Raw genomic sequence first — 17,297 nt, 5'->3', positions numbered from 1 at the left:
TAGCTGCGCCCCTTCAGTAGCCACCATCCCCAAGCGGAATGATGCGCCGTAGCCGAAGCGGCCGAGTAAAGGCAGTCAAACGCGTCGTCTCTTCGAGTCGAAGATTACCTGGACAGCGATACGGGCAAGCGTCCATGCAAACAGTGCCGCCGGCCTCACGAGTTGCCGTTCTTATTCACGATTCCGCATGACGCGCCCGCCGGGCTCGGCCTGATTATCGTCCCCGATAACCTGTCGCACCACGGAACCCGGATCGCCGTTCGATTCCGCACACGATAGTCCATGCGCCCGTCACGCAGTACCTGCCGGCATATGTCTCCTTGCATGCGGAAGCCGGGAATCATGGCGAATGTCCGGTATCCTTCCGGTCGCTCTATATTCTGACTGTTGGCAGATGGATCGCCACCACGCTTCTGAGCAAGGGCTATTCAGGGATGAAATGCACCCGAGGTGTGCACGAAGTGAGCTTCCGCCCCTATCCGCGCACTCTCGGAAGGCCGCTCGAGTGATCGTTTCCGCGACCCGGGGTACATGGGGCGGACCTCGGGTAGACGGGCGATATCGGCCGAACCCAAGTCTTCGATCCGTTGGAGCGGCTCCGTCATTAACGGCAAAGATCGGCCGCTTGTTTCGCCGCGACTCGCAATTCTTTGATGAAGGTCAATACAGCCTCCGCACGCTCCGATCGTCTGTAAACCATCGCCAAGATGGAGTGTCGGGAGACGTCCAGGGGGCGATATGCGACGTCGGGGATTCTAAGATTTCTGACGGAGCTAGGAACGAAGCCGAGGCCCAGCCCGCCTGCGACCAGGCCGATGAGCGTGGTAAATTGACCTGCCCGTTGCGTAACATGAGGATCAAGTCGGATCTCTGCGCATAGGTCGGCGATCTGCGCGTTGAAGCCGACATCTTCCTGACTCCGTAGTGCGACGAATTTCTCACGCCGCAGTTGATTGATGGGAACCGACCTCGACATGGTCAAAGGGTGTGCTGCCGGAATGGCCAAGATGATAGGATCTCGAAAGATCGCATCCGCCGTCAGCCGCGAAGGCAGATCTGCCGGCAGTCGCACGATGCCGACATCCAACCGGCCCTCTTCGATCTCGTTCATTTGCGTCAGGATCGCGAGCTCGGTCAGCCGTATCTCCGTGCGGGGCCTGGTCTCGCGGTAGTTGGCAATCGCGGAAGCCAAAACGCCGGGAAAGACGGCGGACCCCTCGAAGCCGATCTCGATGCGGGCCGGCGCCCTTTGACCTCCAGGCATGGCTCCTCCGACCTACTGCGGAACAGGACGTTAGGGAGCATCGATCGATCGCAACTGGAAAGTCGGCGTCTGGCCCTTCTTTGAAGGATCCATGAGGTAGCCGATCTGCCCTTCCGCGATCCAAAGCGTATTGCCGATGCGCGCGAGGGCGGTCGGTCCGGCGAAATCTTTGATTGTGTCTATTTCCGCGCGATCGCCGACGATCGTGACCTTCGAAAGCGGCCCGGCACCTTCAACCATCAGGAAGCCGGTCTTGTCTGCCCTTAAGCCATCTGGAAACTTGATCGGGCGTGATGTTTCGAGCTTCGTGATGACGCCGGCGACTCCCATATTGGACTCAATGCGGAAGACCTCGCCGCTCTGGAAAGTATTGACGTACAAAGCTCCATCCTGTCCAAACGCAATGCCATCAAGGCCGCCCTTCAACTTGCCGTCTTGAACCCAGACTTCAAGCTCGGAAGACCCCTTCTTCAGGCGAAGGATCTGTGGCTGCAGAGTGTTCGTGACGTACAGCGCGCCGTCAGGCCCAACCGCGAGATCGTTGCAGATCGATGGTTGGGTCGGAAGTTGGGCGCTAATTCTTCCCTTGCCTGTCTCGAGGTCAAATCCCTTTACGAACGAGCCTTCGATCGTGTTTGGGCCTTTGACGCCGAGGGGCGTCGGGTCGTTCGAGCAAACCCACAGAAGTCCCGCATTCTCGTCAGCGAGGACGCCGAAGGTCGATCGCGTGCCGAATGTACCGGGCTCGATCCAGACTTCGGCCTCGGAGGCACCTGGCTTTGCGCGCACGATCCCGCCGTTCGTCAGGCTGCTGGCATAAAGTGTTCCATCCTTTGTTGCCGTCAAGCCTTCCGGAAACGGAGATCCGGATGGGATCGCGATCTGCGATAATGCTGCGGTTGCAAGTGAGATCTCAGCTAAGCCGACGACTGCTGCGGCCACGATACGGGCGAGATTGTGAAAGAGGTTGATTCCCCCGACTGACATGCCTGTTCCTCCGAGTTCATGTATGGACGTGTTATCCGTCCATTGTTGCTGCCGTGGTCGCACGTGACGACGACCGGCGTCTCTCCCGATCGCTGGGATTCGTCGGTGTTCGGGAAGGACCGAGCATCGTCGACATCCACGTCAGCCGCCATAGGTGCAGCCCCCTCGCCGGCACAGTGAGAAACTTAAATGCCCTGGATCCATGTTCGGGATCCGAGACCTCGAGGAGTGCGCTTTCAGGACATCCCCGGCTGGGGCGGAATTTCCAGCGGCATTGTAAGCCTCTATCAGTGCCAATTGGCTGGCGGACGCCCCTTTGGAATTGCGTTAGTGAGGCGCATTATAACGCCTCGAGATCGCTTTAAAAGCAAAAGTGACTATCGGAACCGAAGCGAGTCCAGGCTCTCCGGATCTACCACGGTTTGGCTGTGGGAGCATTCAAGCTGAAGGCCTCACCAAAGGGAGGCGGTGGCTGATCACCATCGGCGAGAAAGTCGCGCCAGGGCGTGCCAAATGCCCAAGCGCCCATAGTTCCCCGTTTACCGCAGCCACCGCTCGCTCTAAGACGTGGCGCGATGCCCTCAAGGCGGCATCTACCGCTCAAACTCTTAACAGGCGCTGATCCGCGAGAGGATGTCCATGCCGATGGCTTATGGTTCGAAGTACGGCAGAAGCCACGCGCTCGTCGTCGGCATCGACGATTACAAGCACGTCAATCCGCTGGGTTTCGCAAAGAACGATGCGATCGCGGTAGCTGGGGCACTGCAAGGATTTGGCTTTGACGAGGAGGATATCGTAGTTCTCCTGGATGCCGAGGCGACCTTCGCCGGCATCCGCAATGCCTACTTGAAGTTCGCGGCAGGCGGCGTGGAGCCGGACGACCGAATCGTGTTCTTCTTCGCGGGGCATGGCTTCACCATGTCCGGCACCCGAGGGGAGGTCGGCTTTCTGGTGCCGTACGACGGCAATCCAGGTGAGCCGAGGACCTTGCTACGCTGGGACGATCTGACGCGAAACGCGGATCTGATTCCGGCGAAACACATGTTCTTCATTATGGATGCCTGCTACGGAGGGCTGGCCGTCCAGCGAGCCCCGTCTTTGGGGAACATGCGCTTCCTCGGAGACATGCTCAGGCGGCATTCCCGTCAGGTCTTGACGGCAGGCAAGGCCGATGAGGTCGTCGCGGACGGCGGAGGCGTGCGGCCCGGTCACTCGATGTTCACCGCGCACCTGCTCAATGGTTTAGAGGGGGCTGCCGCGACGAAGGAAGGAATTCTGACCGCCAATGGTCTGATGGCCTACGTCTACGAAAAGGTGGGACGAGACAGGGATTCCCACCAAACTCCTCATTTCGGATATGTCGCAGGCGATGGAGACTTCATTTTCGACACGGGTCCGCTGGACGAACTTCGGTCGAACGCGGAAGCGAAGGCGGATCCGCGGCAATCAGGAACGACGGGGCAGCCCGACATCCTCGTAAACACGGCGTCGCAGGTGACCGCCGGTGCTCTGGGGCCGGATCCGGTCGAAACCACGAAGGAACTGCTCTCGGATCCCGGGAAGCGCATCAAGCTCGATGATTTCGTGTCGATGCACGTCCGGTCCTTCTTGGAAGAAATCGACGAGCGGCAGTTTCCTCTCCACGGCGCGCAGCCTACGAAGGAAGAGTTCGTTGCCCGCGTTCAGCTTTACGAGCGGGCCGCCACCAATATTCAGAAGATAGTGATACTTCTCGCGCGCTGGGCCAATTCCGAACAGTTGCCGATCTTGGAAAAGGCTCTGGGGCGGATTGCCGAGTCGGACAAGGGAGGAGCCGGCTTTAAGGTGTGGCTCAAGCTGGCATGGTACCCGGTCATGTACCTGGTGTACTCGGCGGGCATAGCCGCGCTTGCGGCTCAGCGTTACGACGCACTCCGCGTCGTGCTCAACACGCCCGTGCAGCCTGATGCCGGTAGTGCCGGCCAAGCCGAGCCCATAATAGTACCTGCCGTTGATGCGCTCAGCGACATCAACGATAACTTCAAACTTCTGCCCGGGCGCGAGAGAAACTACGTCCCGCGGAGCGAACATCTCTTGTCCGTGCTGCAACCTCCTTTGGAGGATTTGCTGTTTCTCGGCCGCTCCTATGAGGGCCTGTTCAATTCATTCGAAATCCTGCTCGCGTTGGACTACGCGGACGTGTCCGATTCGCCTTGGGCGCCGCCCGGACGCTTTGGATACAAGCAGCGAGGATCCATTGGAGATGGTCCGTTCGATCGGCTGATGGCCGAGGCGGAGCGGAACGGCGACTCTTGGGCTCCGTTGAGATCAGGTCTCTTCGGCGGATCGCAGGCGCGGTTGGAAACCGCGTCGGTCAAGGTCAGAGACGTCCTCAAGGAGCTACGCTGGTTCTGATGATAGCGAAGTGCCTGGCCCTCTCCCCTTGCCTCCCGGGCCCGCCGAACGGGCAGAAGGCTTGCTTGCTCGCCAGATGTCCAACGATCTCAAGCTTGGGGCTACACTTCGATGATCTCGGCACTTCTCGGCGCACGGGCCACCGCCTGCGTCTTGAGCGAGAGGGCAAGCCCCCGCATCAAGGTCGACATCTTCGGCGCAACTCTCGAGGGATAGCTTCCTCCATTGATGTGCGCAGCGAAGTACAACAAAGAACCTCTCGCGCTCTTCGGCCCGTTGAGGTCGTCGAGGTTGCGAGACAGGCTTTGCAGATAGTTGTTCTTCGCTTGGGAGTCGATAGCGACTCCCTTTGCGAGAATGATATCCTGCGAAAATGCCAGATCCCAATCGGAGTTCGACGAGATAGTCGCAATTCGATCCAGTTCGTCGCCGGCTCCTGCCGCAGCCGCCTGCCACCTCGTAGCGAGCCCATTGAGCACGGAATTACGTCGCCCGTCGTCGCTCAAGATGTAGCCTATCAGCAGCTTGTAGTCGTTCCGCCAAGTGGTCTGTATGACGCCCCGCCCTCTGAATTTGAAGAAGTCCGCCTCCATGACGAAGCCGTTGATGCTCGGGTCGACCGCGGCCGAAACGTCAGAGGGCCACGTGTCGCCTCCCCATCTCGGGTCGATGCCACCGGGACGTCCTAAGATGGACCGCGCGCCCGCCTTTTGACCGTGGGCGTCGGTGAACAGATGATCCTGGAAGAGAGATAGGGCGGTGCGGTTCGGCGCGTGATTGTAGGTCTGCTTCAGACCGTCGATCTTGTCGAATGCGTAGGCGAGCCCGGGATGAGGACGCCCAAGACCGTTCATCTCCTCCGGAGCAGAAGTGAGATCTCCGTTGGATTCTTCGAGATTGACCGCCATCAAGGCGCAGAGTTCGATCGCGCTGATCGAGTCATTGCCGAAAATCGCCGGGATCTGATCCCAGAAATCGTCGAAGTGCTTGCGCTTGCTTGCGGTGTCGCGGGAAGGGAAACGCGTTTTCATCGCGTCGACATTCCTGAACGTTTGGTTGTACCAGTCGAAGAAGCCCTGATGCTCCCCGAACAGCGCCCGAACGTCCGCTGAATTCTTGAGGGTGACGGCAGAGCACAGATCGACCGTCTCCTGATCGAATGGAGGTAGGCTCGCCGTCGAGACAAGCCCTACTTGAACGATGTCGGCCGCGCCGGATGCCGGCTGCTCGACGGCGGTGCTCCCTTGCCCCTGAAGAACCTTCGTGCCAATCGCGACCGCTTGCGTTTCTTTCTCGGCCGGAAGCAGCGACGTGACAAGCGAAGCTACATTGGACTTCGATGCAGTCAGCATATCAAGCACGTCGAATGTCGGCAGTGCCAATCGGGTATAGTAATCGAGGCGTTCCGTATTAAGTAGCTTCCGTGCTTCAGCCGACGAGGTTTCGAGCCATGCTGCAAACTCTATTTCTCGGCCTTCGACTTTGCCGGTCCACGCCTTGAGTAGCGAATAGTACAATTCCTTGAGGTCCGCGGCGCACTTGTACCAACCTGCGTAATTCTGTTGCTGGGAGTACCAGGCGGAGATCGTCTTTTGGAGCGCGAGGATACCCGTCAGCACCGCGGTCAATTGCGCGACCAGGCTTCCGACATGTGGGTTGGCTGCGGACGAAGACGAACTCCAAGTGCCGCCCAGCGCCGCGATCGCGATCGGGAAACCCACCACCATCGCGGCGTTCAACGCGATGAACAGGATCGCGTTTCTCCTGGCGCGGCTGTACTGCCGGGTATACCAGGCGGCGCTCAGGATAACGTCGACGACGTACTCGCTGAGAGCTGGCTTCAACGCCTCGATGGTTGCCGGCTTCTTTATATCCAGCGCGCTCGCAACCTGTCCGACATAGCCGGCGGCCGTCGCCCCGGATCGATGACCGTCTGCAACGCCTCCCTTGGCAAGAAGAACTTGGAGATCCACTGGCTTGACGGTCATGGGCACGTGCCTCCTGCCGCACATCCGAGCCATGATGGCCAGTGCGGCACCGGAAGACTGGGCACGTTTGAGCTGGCAGGTGTACTAGGAAGGTCCCGAGCATTCGCCCGGCCTGGCGCGAACGGCGGAAACAAGACTCGCCCGCTGCGGAGTGAACCGGTGGGACCCCGGCCTGACGCCCGTTCTGGCTTGGTCCCATGGACGAGCGGCTGCCGAAGGAGCGCCCCGGCCGGGCCTCCGATGTGCGGCAGGCGCCCCCGCGGCTGGACCTTACGGCCGTACCCCCCGGCCGTGGCGATCCTCTCGACCAAATCCGAGCATTTCCAATGGGATTCCCTAGGTTCGGGGGAGCGGCGGGAGCGCTAAGAATGGCGCCGCACCTACAAGGGCCGACGGGCTCGAGCCAAGAAAGGCTTGTTTATGGCAGGAACGGAGCCTACAAGGCCGCCCAAAGTTAACCTAGGAAAACCAACTCGCCCTTAGATGGCGATTCGATCGCTTTTCGCTCTGGATTCGGGAATTCACATGTCCGACGACACGAAACAATCGAATTTGAACGATCACGAACGCCGGGTCTACGCCAAGATCGTCGACGATCTCAGCGATCTCGACCCGGAATCCCAGCGCCATGTTTTGAGCGTCTTCAGGCAGATCTGGACGACCGTTCCGGCTACCAGGCTTGGCCGATGTTCTTCGCGAAGGATCGGTAGCGGCAAGTGACAGTCTTCGTCTGGCGACCACACCGGTGGTCGCCAGATGACCGAGCACATAGAAATACACCCCGAAATCCGCGAAGGCGCCGGCGAAGGCCTCTACTTCATCTTCCTTTCGTTCATGCCTCCGTACGCCTTCAAGGACGTGAAGAAGGCGCTCGAAGACTTCTTCCGCTCTGAAGCCATAACCACCTTCTCGACCTTCGAGATCTTCGGGGCCGTCGACGTCATCCTCCAGGCCTGGATTCCACGGTCGAACGGCGCCCAGATCGTGCAGCGCATGCGCGAGCACATCAAGGCCAAGGATTGTCGGGTCCACCAGGGAGCCGTGTTCAATGTGGACGAATTGGCCTTCCACTCGTATTGGCAAGACCGCGCACGCGTCGTTCACGGCGACGAGGGTTTGGCTGCGCAGCATGCTTTCAGCAGGTTGAGTTCGAATAAGTCGGACAAGCAGGCTCGCGAGGTGTTGCGAGGTGCCAACTGGCTCCGCGAAATCGAAGCGGAAGACAACCAGATCCGGGTGTTCATTTCGATATCGCCTGGCGAAAGCGCCAGCCTGGCCGTTGAAGACCATCTCCAGAAGATCATCATCGAACGACTTTCGAAGTCCGGTTTCCGGGAGCCGGTCCTTTACAAAGGCGTGGGCAGATACACGACGTTGCTGATCGAGGGCCTCGTTCCGGCAGCGAGCTATTTCGAGATCAGCCGCTTCAACGACGGCATCAACAGGTCCGGCCTGCATAACATAGGCATGAAGACGACCACCTATCTCACCACGAGCAATATCGCAGTCGTCGATCGACCGACGATCAGCACGGAAGTCCGGGACGCCCGCGACTATCTCACCTCGGAAGAATCGGAAAAGCTCGAGTTAAAAGGATCCTTCGATCTCGACGTGAACAAGCTCCTCATGACCGACAAAATCGAGAAGCTTCCGGTTCTTAGGGATGAAATTCTCGGCACGGTGGTCGCATTCCTCAACTCCGACGGCGGCGAAATCGTCATTGGGGCAGTCGAGGAAGTCAAGTTCAAGGGCGTCGCGCTCGAAAAGCTCAAGACTAGATTTCCCGCGGTCGGCGAGATGCGCATCATCGGCATCGCTATCGAGAACGAATTCCTCAAGGACAAGAGTTGGGACGGGTACCAGCGACGGCTGATCGATCTGATAGCCAGCCGGATCGGGACCGACTTCGGCGAACTGGTGCGTGTCAGGAGGCTTTCGATCGATCTCGATGGAGACCAGCAAGCCGATCTTTGCCTCGTCCAGGTGTTCCCTGCCAAGGGCGATCTCGCCTTTCTCGATCAGCAAAAATGTTTCTTGCGATCGGGGGCCTCTACCAGAGAAGTGACGGGCAACGAACTCCTCAGGCTGGCGTCGAGACGGCGCGGGAGGTAGCTCATCTGCTCGGCCTAAAAGGACTATCAAAAGACGAGCTGCATGAGCGCGCCTTCCAAGCCGGAATAAGCGCCAAGGCACCTAGCGCGTTAGCCTCGGCGGCCAGCTGTTGTTCTCCTCCTTCATCGCGACATCCCTCGACAAAGCCCATCAGGCGGGCAACTTTGGCGCATGAAATTCGATCGATTCGTTGGTCTGGGAAGCGTTGTCGGAATCATTCTTGTCCTGACAATGATCGCGTGGTTGGGGCTGTGGGGTCCTGTAGACTTGCTCTACCTTAAAGTTGAGATCGCTTTCAAACAATTGATCGAGACAGTGCGATCGCGCCAGTCCAAGTTCACTTTCGCGCCCATCTTGGAGAACGACGAATTTTCCGCTCGGGATCTCGACTTCGAGGAGCCGCCCGAGCTTGAGGAAGCTTGGATGTCGCTGGATATCTTTCCGAGACACCTTATCGCCGAAATTCGCAACGTCAGAAGCTCGCTGCGAAAAATGAAATCGTTCAAGGCGCAGATCGGCGACCGGACAATTCTGTATAAGACGTCCGACCCAGCGAACAAGCCTTGGCTGGTCGAACAAGCCGACAATGCTTTGAACGATACTTGGCACTCAGCTGCCGTCGTCGTCGAGGACCTGAAACCCCTTATTCAGGAACTCGCGCCCGAAATGGACGAGAACGATAGACTGCACAAAATCCATGGAAGTCCGGGGCCTGACGATTTCGACGAGAGCTGAGCGCCTCGCTCGATGTCAGATTATTTGAGGCCAAACCGGACCGAGTGAGGGGCGCCATTTTCCAAGCCGTCAAAAAGCACCACGGCTAGGGCTTCCTTTTCATCCGCCCACAGTACTGAAATGGCCTCGGCCTTTCCGATCTTCTCCTTCCCCTTTACGACGCCTTTGACAGGCGGAAGCTCGCCGATCTCTGTGGTGGCTTCGCTGTCCGGATTGAATAGGAACAGTCGGAACGGCACTTCGGGGCCGTTTACCGCACCTCCAAGCACCACTATCCTGCCGTCCGGTAGTGCGGCCAAGTCACGTATGCCGCGGCCCTGGGTCGCGACCGCGGACGGCTTCACGATTTTTGCTCCGGCCTCATGCCCTTCGCGGAAAAGCTCTTGAGCGCTCAATTCCAGGAGGATCGCAGAACCTTTCGCGTCCAAGGGAGCTCGCAGCCCCAACCAAACGCGATCGTCCTTCACGAGCATCCCTTCTATGTTGAGGCCGGCCGCTCCCTCGAGACTTTTGCCGAAGTTAGCCACTCCCCCGCTGCGCAAGGCATCGGCGACGCGATACGTGGTCTGGACACTTGCTGTCGGAGCGCCGCTGCCGTCGACTTTCACGCGGGCGAACACGAAGGAGGAGAGACGAAATTCGTCCGCCTTGCGCGAGCACCCGTGGGATCCGACGATGTAGAAGTAGGGAGCGGAGTACGAGACCGCCTCGCCATCGAGCTCGCCGAATTCGCCTGGGCCTGCCCCGCATGCGACGGAAGGCTCGGCCCCTAAGGTTTCAGGATCGGGCTTTGCTCCGAGAATGGGTACGACGGCTCCGACCACCAGGCGATCCGCATCTAGTGAGAGCCGTTGGGCCGATTGATTTTCGTCATTGACGGCCATGCAGGTTCGAAGACCCGCGGCTCCTCCTGGAAGGCATGAGAGACCACTCAAATCCACCGCGGCCTGCTTCTTCTTTTTGCCCGCGAACGCCCCATCGATCGTCATGGGTTTGAGTTGCAACTGTTCTGCGTCAGCGGAGCTTAGAGATGCGTCTTTCCACAACGCTGCGGAGAAGAAGGCAACAGCCAGAAGGGCTGTCCTTGCGTACGCCATTTGAATCTCCTTGATCCGATCCGATCAGGTCACCTGATTTCGGCCATCAGAGCTTGCCCGTCAAACTCAACTTCCAAATATCCTGCTTCCGCCCCGTGTCTTCGGAGCGGCCGCGCGTGTAGCTTCCGCTCAACCCGATGTAACCCTGCTCGTCCAGGTTCACGGTCAGCGAACTGTTGAAATAGGCATAGCTCCGGCCGTCGAAACCGGACGTGAGCCAGCTCGCCGTCGTTTGGCCATGCAGGCTCGAAAGAAAGCCGATGTTCTTGATGCTGTCCGGAAGCGCATCGGCTATCGCGGTGTACTTCAGGAAGACCTGCGCTCCTCCGCGCGCCAGGTATTGTTTGCGCCCGGTGATGTCGTCGACCAAAACGTTGTCGTATCTGAGCTTGAGCTCCGGCGCAAAAATGAACGTGATCGGTATGGTCCCGATGTTGAACGGCGAATTGAGAACTCCGTCGATGACGGGAATCCATTCGAGTACGCCGGACCCAGAGGAAGTGCCCGAGATCCTGTCCTCGACCCCAGCTCCTCGGGCCCGGAGATAGTTGGCCCCGGGGCCCAGGTCGAAACCGAGTTCGGCAGAACCTCCGAAGGTGACTTCGTCCACGTTGTTGACAGCGGCTTTGGGGTTGCTGTTGCTGATCCGGTCGATCTGGACGTAGGGCGCGACGCTAAGCCCAATGAAGTTGAGACTACCGTCCTTCGGATACCTGTCGTGCAGATACTGGAAGACCACGGCCCCCATCGCATGCGCGCTCCATGCCCTGTTCTGTCCTATGCGGTCGTCGGAATAGGAAAACTGGGCCCCCTCGGCATCGGCGATGTCGGAGACGCCTTTACGTTTGTCGAACAGCCAGACGTCCGTAAAGCTACTGCGAAGCATCGGATAGAAGGCGGTGGCGTATTCGGGTGGCGGAGGCGGCGGCACGGGTCGCTCCTGAGACTGCGCAACCGCGGGAGCCCGCGTGTTGACGACAGGGGCGGCCACCGGCGCGGCGGTTGCCGCTTTCTCCAGCTTTGCTTTGCGCGCACCGGGGTTGGGATTGCCTCTACATTTCTGGAAGGACGGATCCTGCAGGAGATTCGCCAGGGAGATCGTCGACCCATTCTTGGCCACGAAATCGTCGAGGCAATCGCCGCGCGCCGCCGAATTGATTACCAACAAGAGTGGCGCAAGCAGCCACGCCGATCTGACAGTTCTCCGCATCTCGTTCCGCGGAGCCATCATCGCCCCCTTCGCGATTTTGCTTTCTTGCCTGCTCGTCGCGCGCCCGAAGCGGCACTCGTCTTCTTCGTTCCTTTTGCCTTCCTTGTCCTTTTTGTTCCCTTTGCCGCTTTGTTGCTTCTGCCTTTCGCGGCCCGGCTCGCCTTTTTTGCGGCAGCCCTCTTCCGAGTGCGACCAGACGCCGCATCCGACAAGCGTGCCATCGCAGCGAACGTCGATGATGTCTCGTGCGGACGCGTCTGTGTGTTGAACATGAGATCGACGATGTTGGGCTGATTCGAATTCGGGACCGGCCCTACCGTCACGCAGGCGAGAAATTCAGATGGCGCGAACCAGCCCGTGAACCAAGGAGCGCGGTTGAGAGCCTTGCCCCATTCGCGAAGCGATTCCGGACTGGGGAATCCGAGCGCGGAGATCTTCAGCTTGTCCGGAAAGTTTCCGTGGCGAGCCGGAAAACGGGTGGTCATATCCGCAACCAGATTGGCCCTGATTGCCTCCTTGCTCAACCACATCATATGTCCTCCGCCCCTGGGCGGTGACCAGCCGCACCGCACCTTGAATAACGTTGCAAGATAGATGCGACCGCAAGCTGGGGATTCGCCTAGGTGCGTGCCGGCCTCTTGCGAGGTACCGCGGCGGCGGACATATGTGTCAGTCAAACGATTTCCGGCCGACGGCAGAGCCAAGAAGCAGTTATGGCATTCAAAAAACCCAGCGCGCCGGTTGCGGTGCCCGACAGCCCGGACCGCTTGTTCCGCGACCTTCCGCGCCGCAAGCACGCCAGCCTGTTCGACCACCAGGGACAAATTCTGCGCACCTACGTGGCAAAGGCTGTAGATGTGCCCGACGTGGCGCTGCAACTGCCGACGGGGAGCGGCAAAACGCTCGTCGGCTTGCTGCTCGCCGATTGGCGCAGGCGGAAGTTCCGGGAACGCGTCGTGTATCTCTGCCCCACCCGTCAACTGGTCAATCAGGTTGCGGAAGAGGCGAACTCGAAATACGGCCTGACGGTCGAACCCTTCGTCGGCAAGAGAAAGAACTTCTCGCCGGCCGCGAAGGCGGCATATCACAACCTGGAACGAGTGGCAGTTGCCCCCTACAGCGGCCTGTTCAACACCAATCCGTTCTTCGACGATCCCGACGTTGTCATCGTCGATGATGCGCATGCGGCAGAGAACTATATCGCGTCCCACTGGACGGTCAAAATCAGCCGCTACGCTCCCGCAGACGAAACATTGTTCAAGGCTGTCGTAGGCGTATTGAAGGGCGCGCTCTCGCCGACGAACTACGGCCGTCTGACCGGCGTGGCGCGTTCGATCGACGATGCCATCTGGGTCGACAAGATTCCCACTCCACAACTGTTGGGTATCGAGCGTGAACTCCGCGACGCGATTTCGACCAACATCGGAGACGGCGAACAGAAATATCCGTGGAGCATCATCAGCGACAATCTGACGGGGTGCCAGCTGTATGTGTCCTCGGCCGAAATCCTGATCAGGCCTCTGATCCCGCCGACGTGGGCGCACGCGCCGTTCGCCGGCGCGAAACAGCGCATCTTCATGTCCGCCACGCTTGGGGCTGGCGGGGACCTCGAACGGCTCACGGGACGCAGCAACATCATGCGCCTTCCGATTCCGGAAGGTTGGGACAAGCAGGGCATCGGTCGACGCTTGTTCATCTTCCCGGAGAAATCGCTTCGGGAAGACGAGGGACGCGTCCTGCGCCGCGATCTGATGACGCGCGCGCGCAGGAGCTTGGTCCTTACGCCCAGCAACGATATGGCGAAGGCGATCGCCGAAGACGTCGGCAACGTACTCAAGTTTCCGATCTACGACGGCTCGGACCTGGAAACCGGAAAGGATAGCTTCGTCGCATCGGATCCGGCCGTTGCCGTGGTCGCCAACCGGTATGACGGCATCGATTTTCCCAACGACGACTGCCGGCTTCTGTTCGTCGAAGGCCTGCCCAGAGCGACCAATCTTCAGGAGCGGTTCCTGATGGCGCGCATGGGCGCGAACCTTTTGTTCAACGAGCGGGTTCAGACCCGCGTGCTGCAGGCGGTAGGCCGATGCACACGAGGCCTGAACGACTATTCGGCAGTGGTCGTTACCGGTGAGGACTTGCCTGCCTATCTGACCGATCTCAGAAGACGCAAATATTTCCATCCGGAGCTTCAGGGCGAGCTCGAATTCGGCATCGAGCAGTCGACTGGGGTCAAGTCCGCCGACATACTCGACAATTTCCGCATCTTCCTGGAGCACGATACGGACTGGGAGGAAGCGAACGAGGCCATCATCGAGGCCCGCGACAAGGCCGTCCAAGTGGCGTTTCCCGCGATGGACGAATTGGCCTCGGCGGTGGTGGAAGAGATCGCCTGGCAGAAGGCGATGTGGGACGGCGACCATTCCAAGGCTTTCGATCACGCCCGCGAGGTGTTGGCTAAACTTAAACATCCGGATCTGCGAGGCTATCGCGCGCTGTGGCACTACTTGGCGGGCAGCGCGGCGGAGCTCGCGTATCGCCACGGCGACAGCCGCCTCGAAGAAGCGGCGCGAGAGCAGTTCAAACGGGCCAAGGAGTCCTCATCGGGCATATCCTGGCTTAATGGGCTCGCTCGCAAGGGCGTCTCCCCTACCGTGGAGGAACGGGATCAAACCACTACGATGCTGCAGGTGGAACGGCTGGAAGCGTACTTGGCGAAACTCGGGACCGTTCACAACCGCGCATTTTCGACCAAGGAGCGGGAGATTCGGGAAGGATTGAAATCCGGCGACCAGTTCGAGCAAGCGCAGGTCCTGCTGGGGCAGCATCTTGGGTTCGACGCCGGCAAGCGGGAAGAGGATGCGTCGCCGGATCCTTGGTGGCATGTGGGCGATGTGGCGATCGTTTTCGAGGACCATGCCAACGCCGCCGGCGCAAGCTCGGTTCTAGACGCGACGAAGGCACGCCAAGCCGCCTCTCACCCGGACTGGATACGCATGAACGTACCTGCCGCCGCGGGCGCGAAAATCATCCCCGTCCTGGTTTCGCCGGTGAAGAAGGCGAAGCAGGGAGCTGTCCCCCATCTGGGACGGTTCTCTTTTTGGAGCTTGGATGATTTCCGCGCGTGGAGCGACAACGCCTTGGATGTCATCCGAGAACTGCGACGGACATTCACCGAACCCGGCGATCTGGCGTGGCGGGCGGACGCCATAACCGCGCTGGAGAAGGCGCGAGTCGACGGGCCCGGCTTGTCTCACTGGCTCAGTGAGCGGCCGGCCAGCAAGCACCTGATGGCAGTTCCATGACGGGAGCGCTGATGGCGCTCACATAGCGCCGTCGAAGTCTCTGCGGTCATGTAGGGAGCCGCGGCGCGGATGGGCACCCGCCGGATCTCCGAAGCGCTTCATGGCGCGTGTGCTGCTTCCGCCGCTGCGGCTGTCGCTTTGGCCCTCTCTTCGGTGCGGTCGCGCCTAGCGTACATGAAATCGGCGACCAGAAACCGCTTGGCGCTCGTCCGCGAGTGCGGATGCCAGAGATCGCGTCTGTCCTTGAACTTGCCGGCCTGCACGTACAGGATGCTCACGGCGATTGGCTCCAATTGATAGAGCCAGCCTCCGATCACAGCTCCTCCCGGGTCGGTCTTCCAGCAATGCAGGTCCGACCTTCCTATGCCGTTGTCGCAGCGACCGAACTGCAAATGAACCTCTGGGTGAGGCCGGCCAGACATGATCGCGTTGGAAAAAGCGTCCAGGTTGATGGGGACTTCGTGGCCGTTAGCCTTCGCTTCCGCGATCATGCAGCCGAACAGCTTCAGGAAGTACAGGTGCACGGCGATCATTTTACGCTTCGTAAAGTGCCTGAAGATGCGGTTGCAGCGGACCCACCGGCCCGTCTCCAGCCGCCGTGAACGAAGCCGATCGGACATCCATTCCCACCCGCGATCGTGAGATTGCGTCCTGGCGTTGTTGCAGTGGGCGCAGATGCGAACGGGCGACTTGAGTATCTTGGCATCCAGGCTTCCCACAACCTGGTTCTTCTTCTTCGTATCGCTGTAGAAGAACGGCTGCTTCTGCGACACCTTGCCCAACACGGCGAGAAGATCGCTGCGTTTCGTCTTGTGCTCTCCGGAATCCGCCTTGTTCTCCTTGCAGATCCAGCACAGCCGTGCAGGATCGGCGCCTGGCGCCACTTGGTTGGGCGGCCCTTTGGGTACATTCCCCTCCACTAGCGACATTCGCTCAATCCTCTAGTACTTGCGATAGATCGTCTGCACGCATTGATCCGGACAGCTTGGCCAAATCCGCGTTCTTCAGGCTGGCCCAGTGTGAGAGATTTTCGGGCCTGTACGTGTCGTCACTCTGCCAGCGTTCGAAGACCGAGCTGTCGATCGTCTCATTGATCGTACTTTCCACCGCAGCACCATTGTCGGTCGGGTCGATTCCGATCGGACGTTTATATTTTCGCTGAACAAAGCGGTAGAAGCCGCCAAGGAAGCTCCCGTAGGAATCGATGACAGGTGAACGGATCGTCGGAGAGAATTGGTCGACATCGCTGCGGAACGATAGTCCTTGGGCAGCGGCACGCTTCATCATCCAGGCGAACGGCCGCTGCGACAGCAGGTCGTTCGAATAACCGCCGCCGACGTTGGCATGTGCTCCAACAAACCAGCGCTGCTCCGCCTCTGCCAGCGAGCGCGGAGCCCTCGGTTGATCCGCGGTCGGGTCCTTGGGCACGCTTCTGGTCCATAGCGTAGGGGCGAAATCCGGACGATGCTCGTCGATCGCGAGCGCGTGCGCCGCTGCGATATTCGGCGTCCGAAGGCTGGTGTTGAGGAACGAGTGGCTTTTCTTGAAGTGGCTCAAGCCCACGGGAACACCCAGCGACCCTACGGTGTCGAAGACCCCCAAAAACTTTATATTCACGAAGCGAGAGTAGCGGACAAGCCACTCCTCCTCCAACGTCGGGTTCTTCGGTGGATGGTTAAGGAGACGCTCGATCGATGGGACAGTCAGTCCCTGCCGATAACGATCATAGAGCTGCCTAATCGAAAGCGGCCCCCCCGGTTTCAAAACGCCGCAGCGAGAGACGAAGCCGGACAAACTGCGCGCGGTGTAGGATCCGCGGGAGAAACCGAAGATAAAAATATCGTCCCCGTCGTTGTAGGTTTCGACGAGCCACTGATAGGTCTCGAGAAGGATGTCGTCTATTCCGACGCCAAACATCCCGCCGCGCACTTTGCTGCCGACCTGCGTTCCAAGGCCCGTATTGTAGTAGATCGACTGCCTTACCTGATCCGCGCCGACCGGCGCCGTGAGCGCTCGGAGGCGCCAGACATTTGTATTGTCGTTGGTCGTATTCCAGGTCCCGTCGAGGAATATGGCAATTCGCTTTCGGGGCTGATCGCCCGCCAATTCGCCAACCATTCTCAATGTCCTTGTTGCCAAATAGGTCCAATAATACCTGTAGTTGCAACGGCTGGCGAGGATCGAACACGATGATGCCGGCCTGCC

13 protein-coding genes are annotated in these 17,297 nt (G+C 59.6%); 4 read left to right on the top strand and 9 right to left on the bottom strand.

What is annotated here, in order from left to right; all coding sequences use genetic code 11:
- Window positions 1-604: 604 nt before the first annotated feature.
- The gene (locus BRAD3257_RS07675; RefSeq protein ID WP_122401354.1) at window positions 605-1,264 is read right to left on the bottom strand and encodes a LysR family substrate-binding domain-containing protein; all 660 of its coding nucleotides are present in this window, start codon (window positions 1,262-1,264) and stop codon (window positions 605-607) included.
- A gap of 30 nt (window positions 1,265-1,294) precedes the next feature.
- On the bottom strand, window positions 1,295-2,251 hold the full coding sequence (locus tag BRAD3257_RS07670; RefSeq protein WP_122401353.1) for an SMP-30/gluconolactonase/LRE family protein: 957 nt from the start codon (window positions 2,249-2,251) through the stop codon (window positions 1,295-1,297).
- A gap of 639 nt (window positions 2,252-2,890) precedes the next feature.
- On the opposite strand from BRAD3257_RS07670, the gene BRAD3257_RS07665 reads away from it, so the two are divergent.
- The gene (locus BRAD3257_RS07665) at window positions 2,891-4,645 is read left to right on the top strand and encodes a caspase family protein (protein WP_160118764.1); all 1,755 of its coding nucleotides are present in this window, start codon (window positions 2,891-2,893) and stop codon (window positions 4,643-4,645) included.
- A gap of 101 nt (window positions 4,646-4,746) precedes the next feature.
- On the opposite strand, the gene BRAD3257_RS07660 is transcribed toward BRAD3257_RS07665, so the two are convergent.
- Both BRAD3257_RS07660 and BRAD3257_RS39230 read right to left on the bottom strand, forming a co-directional pair.
- Window positions 4,747-6,633 carry a hypothetical protein gene (locus tag BRAD3257_RS07660; RefSeq protein ID WP_122401351.1) on the bottom strand — a complete coding sequence of 629 codons (1,887 nt, stop codon included), beginning with the start codon at window positions 6,631-6,633 and terminating at the stop codon, window positions 4,747-4,749.
- A 459-nt stretch (window positions 6,634-7,092) separates the two neighbouring features.
- The gene (locus BRAD3257_RS39230; protein ID WP_145986966.1) at window positions 7,093-7,413 is read right to left on the bottom strand and encodes a hypothetical protein; all 321 of its coding nucleotides are present in this window, start codon (window positions 7,411-7,413) and stop codon (window positions 7,093-7,095) included.
- Window positions 7,414-7,491: 78 nt separating this feature from the next.
- Between BRAD3257_RS39230 and BRAD3257_RS07650 the strand changes: the two genes are divergently transcribed.
- Both BRAD3257_RS07650 and BRAD3257_RS07645 read left to right on the top strand, forming a co-directional pair.
- Entirely contained in the window at window positions 7,492-8,745 is a 1,254-nt protein-coding gene (locus BRAD3257_RS07650; RefSeq protein WP_160118763.1) for an ATP-binding protein, read from the top strand.
- 171 nt (window positions 8,746-8,916) lie between these two features.
- Window positions 8,917-9,480, top strand: a complete 564-nt coding sequence (locus BRAD3257_RS07645; RefSeq protein WP_122401348.1) for a hypothetical protein — start codon at window positions 8,917-8,919, stop codon at window positions 9,478-9,480.
- Between the two features lie 20 nt (window positions 9,481-9,500).
- Here the strand turns inward: BRAD3257_RS07645 and BRAD3257_RS07640 are convergent, their stop codons facing one another.
- The 3 genes from BRAD3257_RS07640 to BRAD3257_RS39225 are packed head-to-tail and all read right to left on the bottom strand — an operon-like array spanning window position 9,501 to window position 12,320.
- On the bottom strand, window positions 9,501-10,577 hold the full coding sequence (locus BRAD3257_RS07640) for a DUF3616 domain-containing protein (protein WP_122401347.1): 1,077 nt from the start codon (window positions 10,575-10,577) through the stop codon (window positions 9,501-9,503).
- 46 nt (window positions 10,578-10,623) lie between these two features.
- A complete protein-coding gene (locus BRAD3257_RS07635) occupies window positions 10,624-11,745 on the bottom strand; it encodes a hypothetical protein (RefSeq protein WP_145986965.1) in 1,122 nt (373 codons plus the stop codon).
- A gap of 59 nt (window positions 11,746-11,804) precedes the next feature.
- A complete protein-coding gene (locus BRAD3257_RS39225) occupies window positions 11,805-12,320 on the bottom strand; it encodes a hypothetical protein (protein ID WP_145986964.1) in 516 nt (171 codons plus the stop codon).
- Between the two features lie 180 nt (window positions 12,321-12,500).
- On the opposite strand from BRAD3257_RS39225, the gene BRAD3257_RS07625 reads away from it, so the two are divergent.
- Window positions 12,501-15,092, top strand: coding sequence for a DEAD/DEAH box helicase (locus tag BRAD3257_RS07625; protein WP_122401344.1), 2,592 nt, complete (start codon window positions 12,501-12,503; stop codon window positions 15,090-15,092).
- A gap of 98 nt (window positions 15,093-15,190) precedes the next feature.
- Here the strand turns inward: BRAD3257_RS07625 and BRAD3257_RS07620 are convergent, their stop codons facing one another.
- Window positions 15,191-16,021 carry a hypothetical protein gene (locus tag BRAD3257_RS07620; RefSeq protein WP_145986963.1) on the bottom strand — a complete coding sequence of 277 codons (831 nt, stop codon included), beginning with the start codon at window positions 16,019-16,021 and terminating at the stop codon, window positions 15,191-15,193.
- A 4-nt stretch (window positions 16,022-16,025) separates the two neighbouring features.
- Window positions 16,026-17,210, bottom strand: a complete 1,185-nt coding sequence (locus BRAD3257_RS07615; RefSeq protein ID WP_122401342.1) for a T6SS phospholipase effector Tle1-like catalytic domain-containing protein — start codon at window positions 17,208-17,210, stop codon at window positions 16,026-16,028.
- Window positions 17,211-17,297 lie beyond the last annotated feature (87 nt).

It is taken from the genome of Bradyrhizobium vignae, assembly GCF_900324035.1.
Classification (GTDB): Bacteria; Pseudomonadota; Alphaproteobacteria; order Rhizobiales; family Xanthobacteraceae; genus Bradyrhizobium; species Bradyrhizobium vignae.
This window is presented reverse-complemented; position numbering and strand designations above follow the sequence as displayed.

Coding starts and splice junctions, on each gene's coding strand:
- BRAD3257_RS07640 (WP_122401347.1), bottom strand. CDS start 10,577: ATGGCGTACGCAAGGACAGCCCTTCTGGCTGTTGCCTTCTTCTCCGCA.
- BRAD3257_RS07620 (WP_145986963.1), bottom strand. CDS start 16,021: ATGTCGCTAGTGGAGGGGAATGTACCCAAAGGGCCGCCCAACCAAGTG.
- BRAD3257_RS07645 (WP_122401348.1), top strand. CDS start 8,917: ATGAAATTCGATCGATTCGTTGGTCTGGGAAGCGTTGTCGGAATCATT.
- BRAD3257_RS07670 (WP_122401353.1), bottom strand. CDS start 2,251: ATGTCAGTCGGGGGAATCAACCTCTTTCACAATCTCGCCCGTATCGTG.
- BRAD3257_RS07675 (WP_122401354.1), bottom strand. CDS start 1,264: ATGCCTGGAGGTCAAAGGGCGCCGGCCCGCATCGAGATCGGCTTCGAG.
- BRAD3257_RS07660 (WP_122401351.1), bottom strand. CDS start 6,633: ATGACCGTCAAGCCAGTGGATCTCCAAGTTCTTCTTGCCAAGGGAGGC.
- BRAD3257_RS07615 (WP_122401342.1), bottom strand. CDS start 17,210: ATGGTTGGCGAATTGGCGGGCGATCAGCCCCGAAAGCGAATTGCCATA.
- BRAD3257_RS07625 (WP_122401344.1), top strand. CDS start 12,501: ATGGCATTCAAAAAACCCAGCGCGCCGGTTGCGGTGCCCGACAGCCCG.
- BRAD3257_RS07665 (WP_160118764.1), top strand. CDS start 2,891: ATGCCGATGGCTTATGGTTCGAAGTACGGCAGAAGCCACGCGCTCGTC.
- BRAD3257_RS39225 (WP_145986964.1), bottom strand. CDS start 12,320: ATGATGTGGTTGAGCAAGGAGGCAATCAGGGCCAATCTGGTTGCGGAT.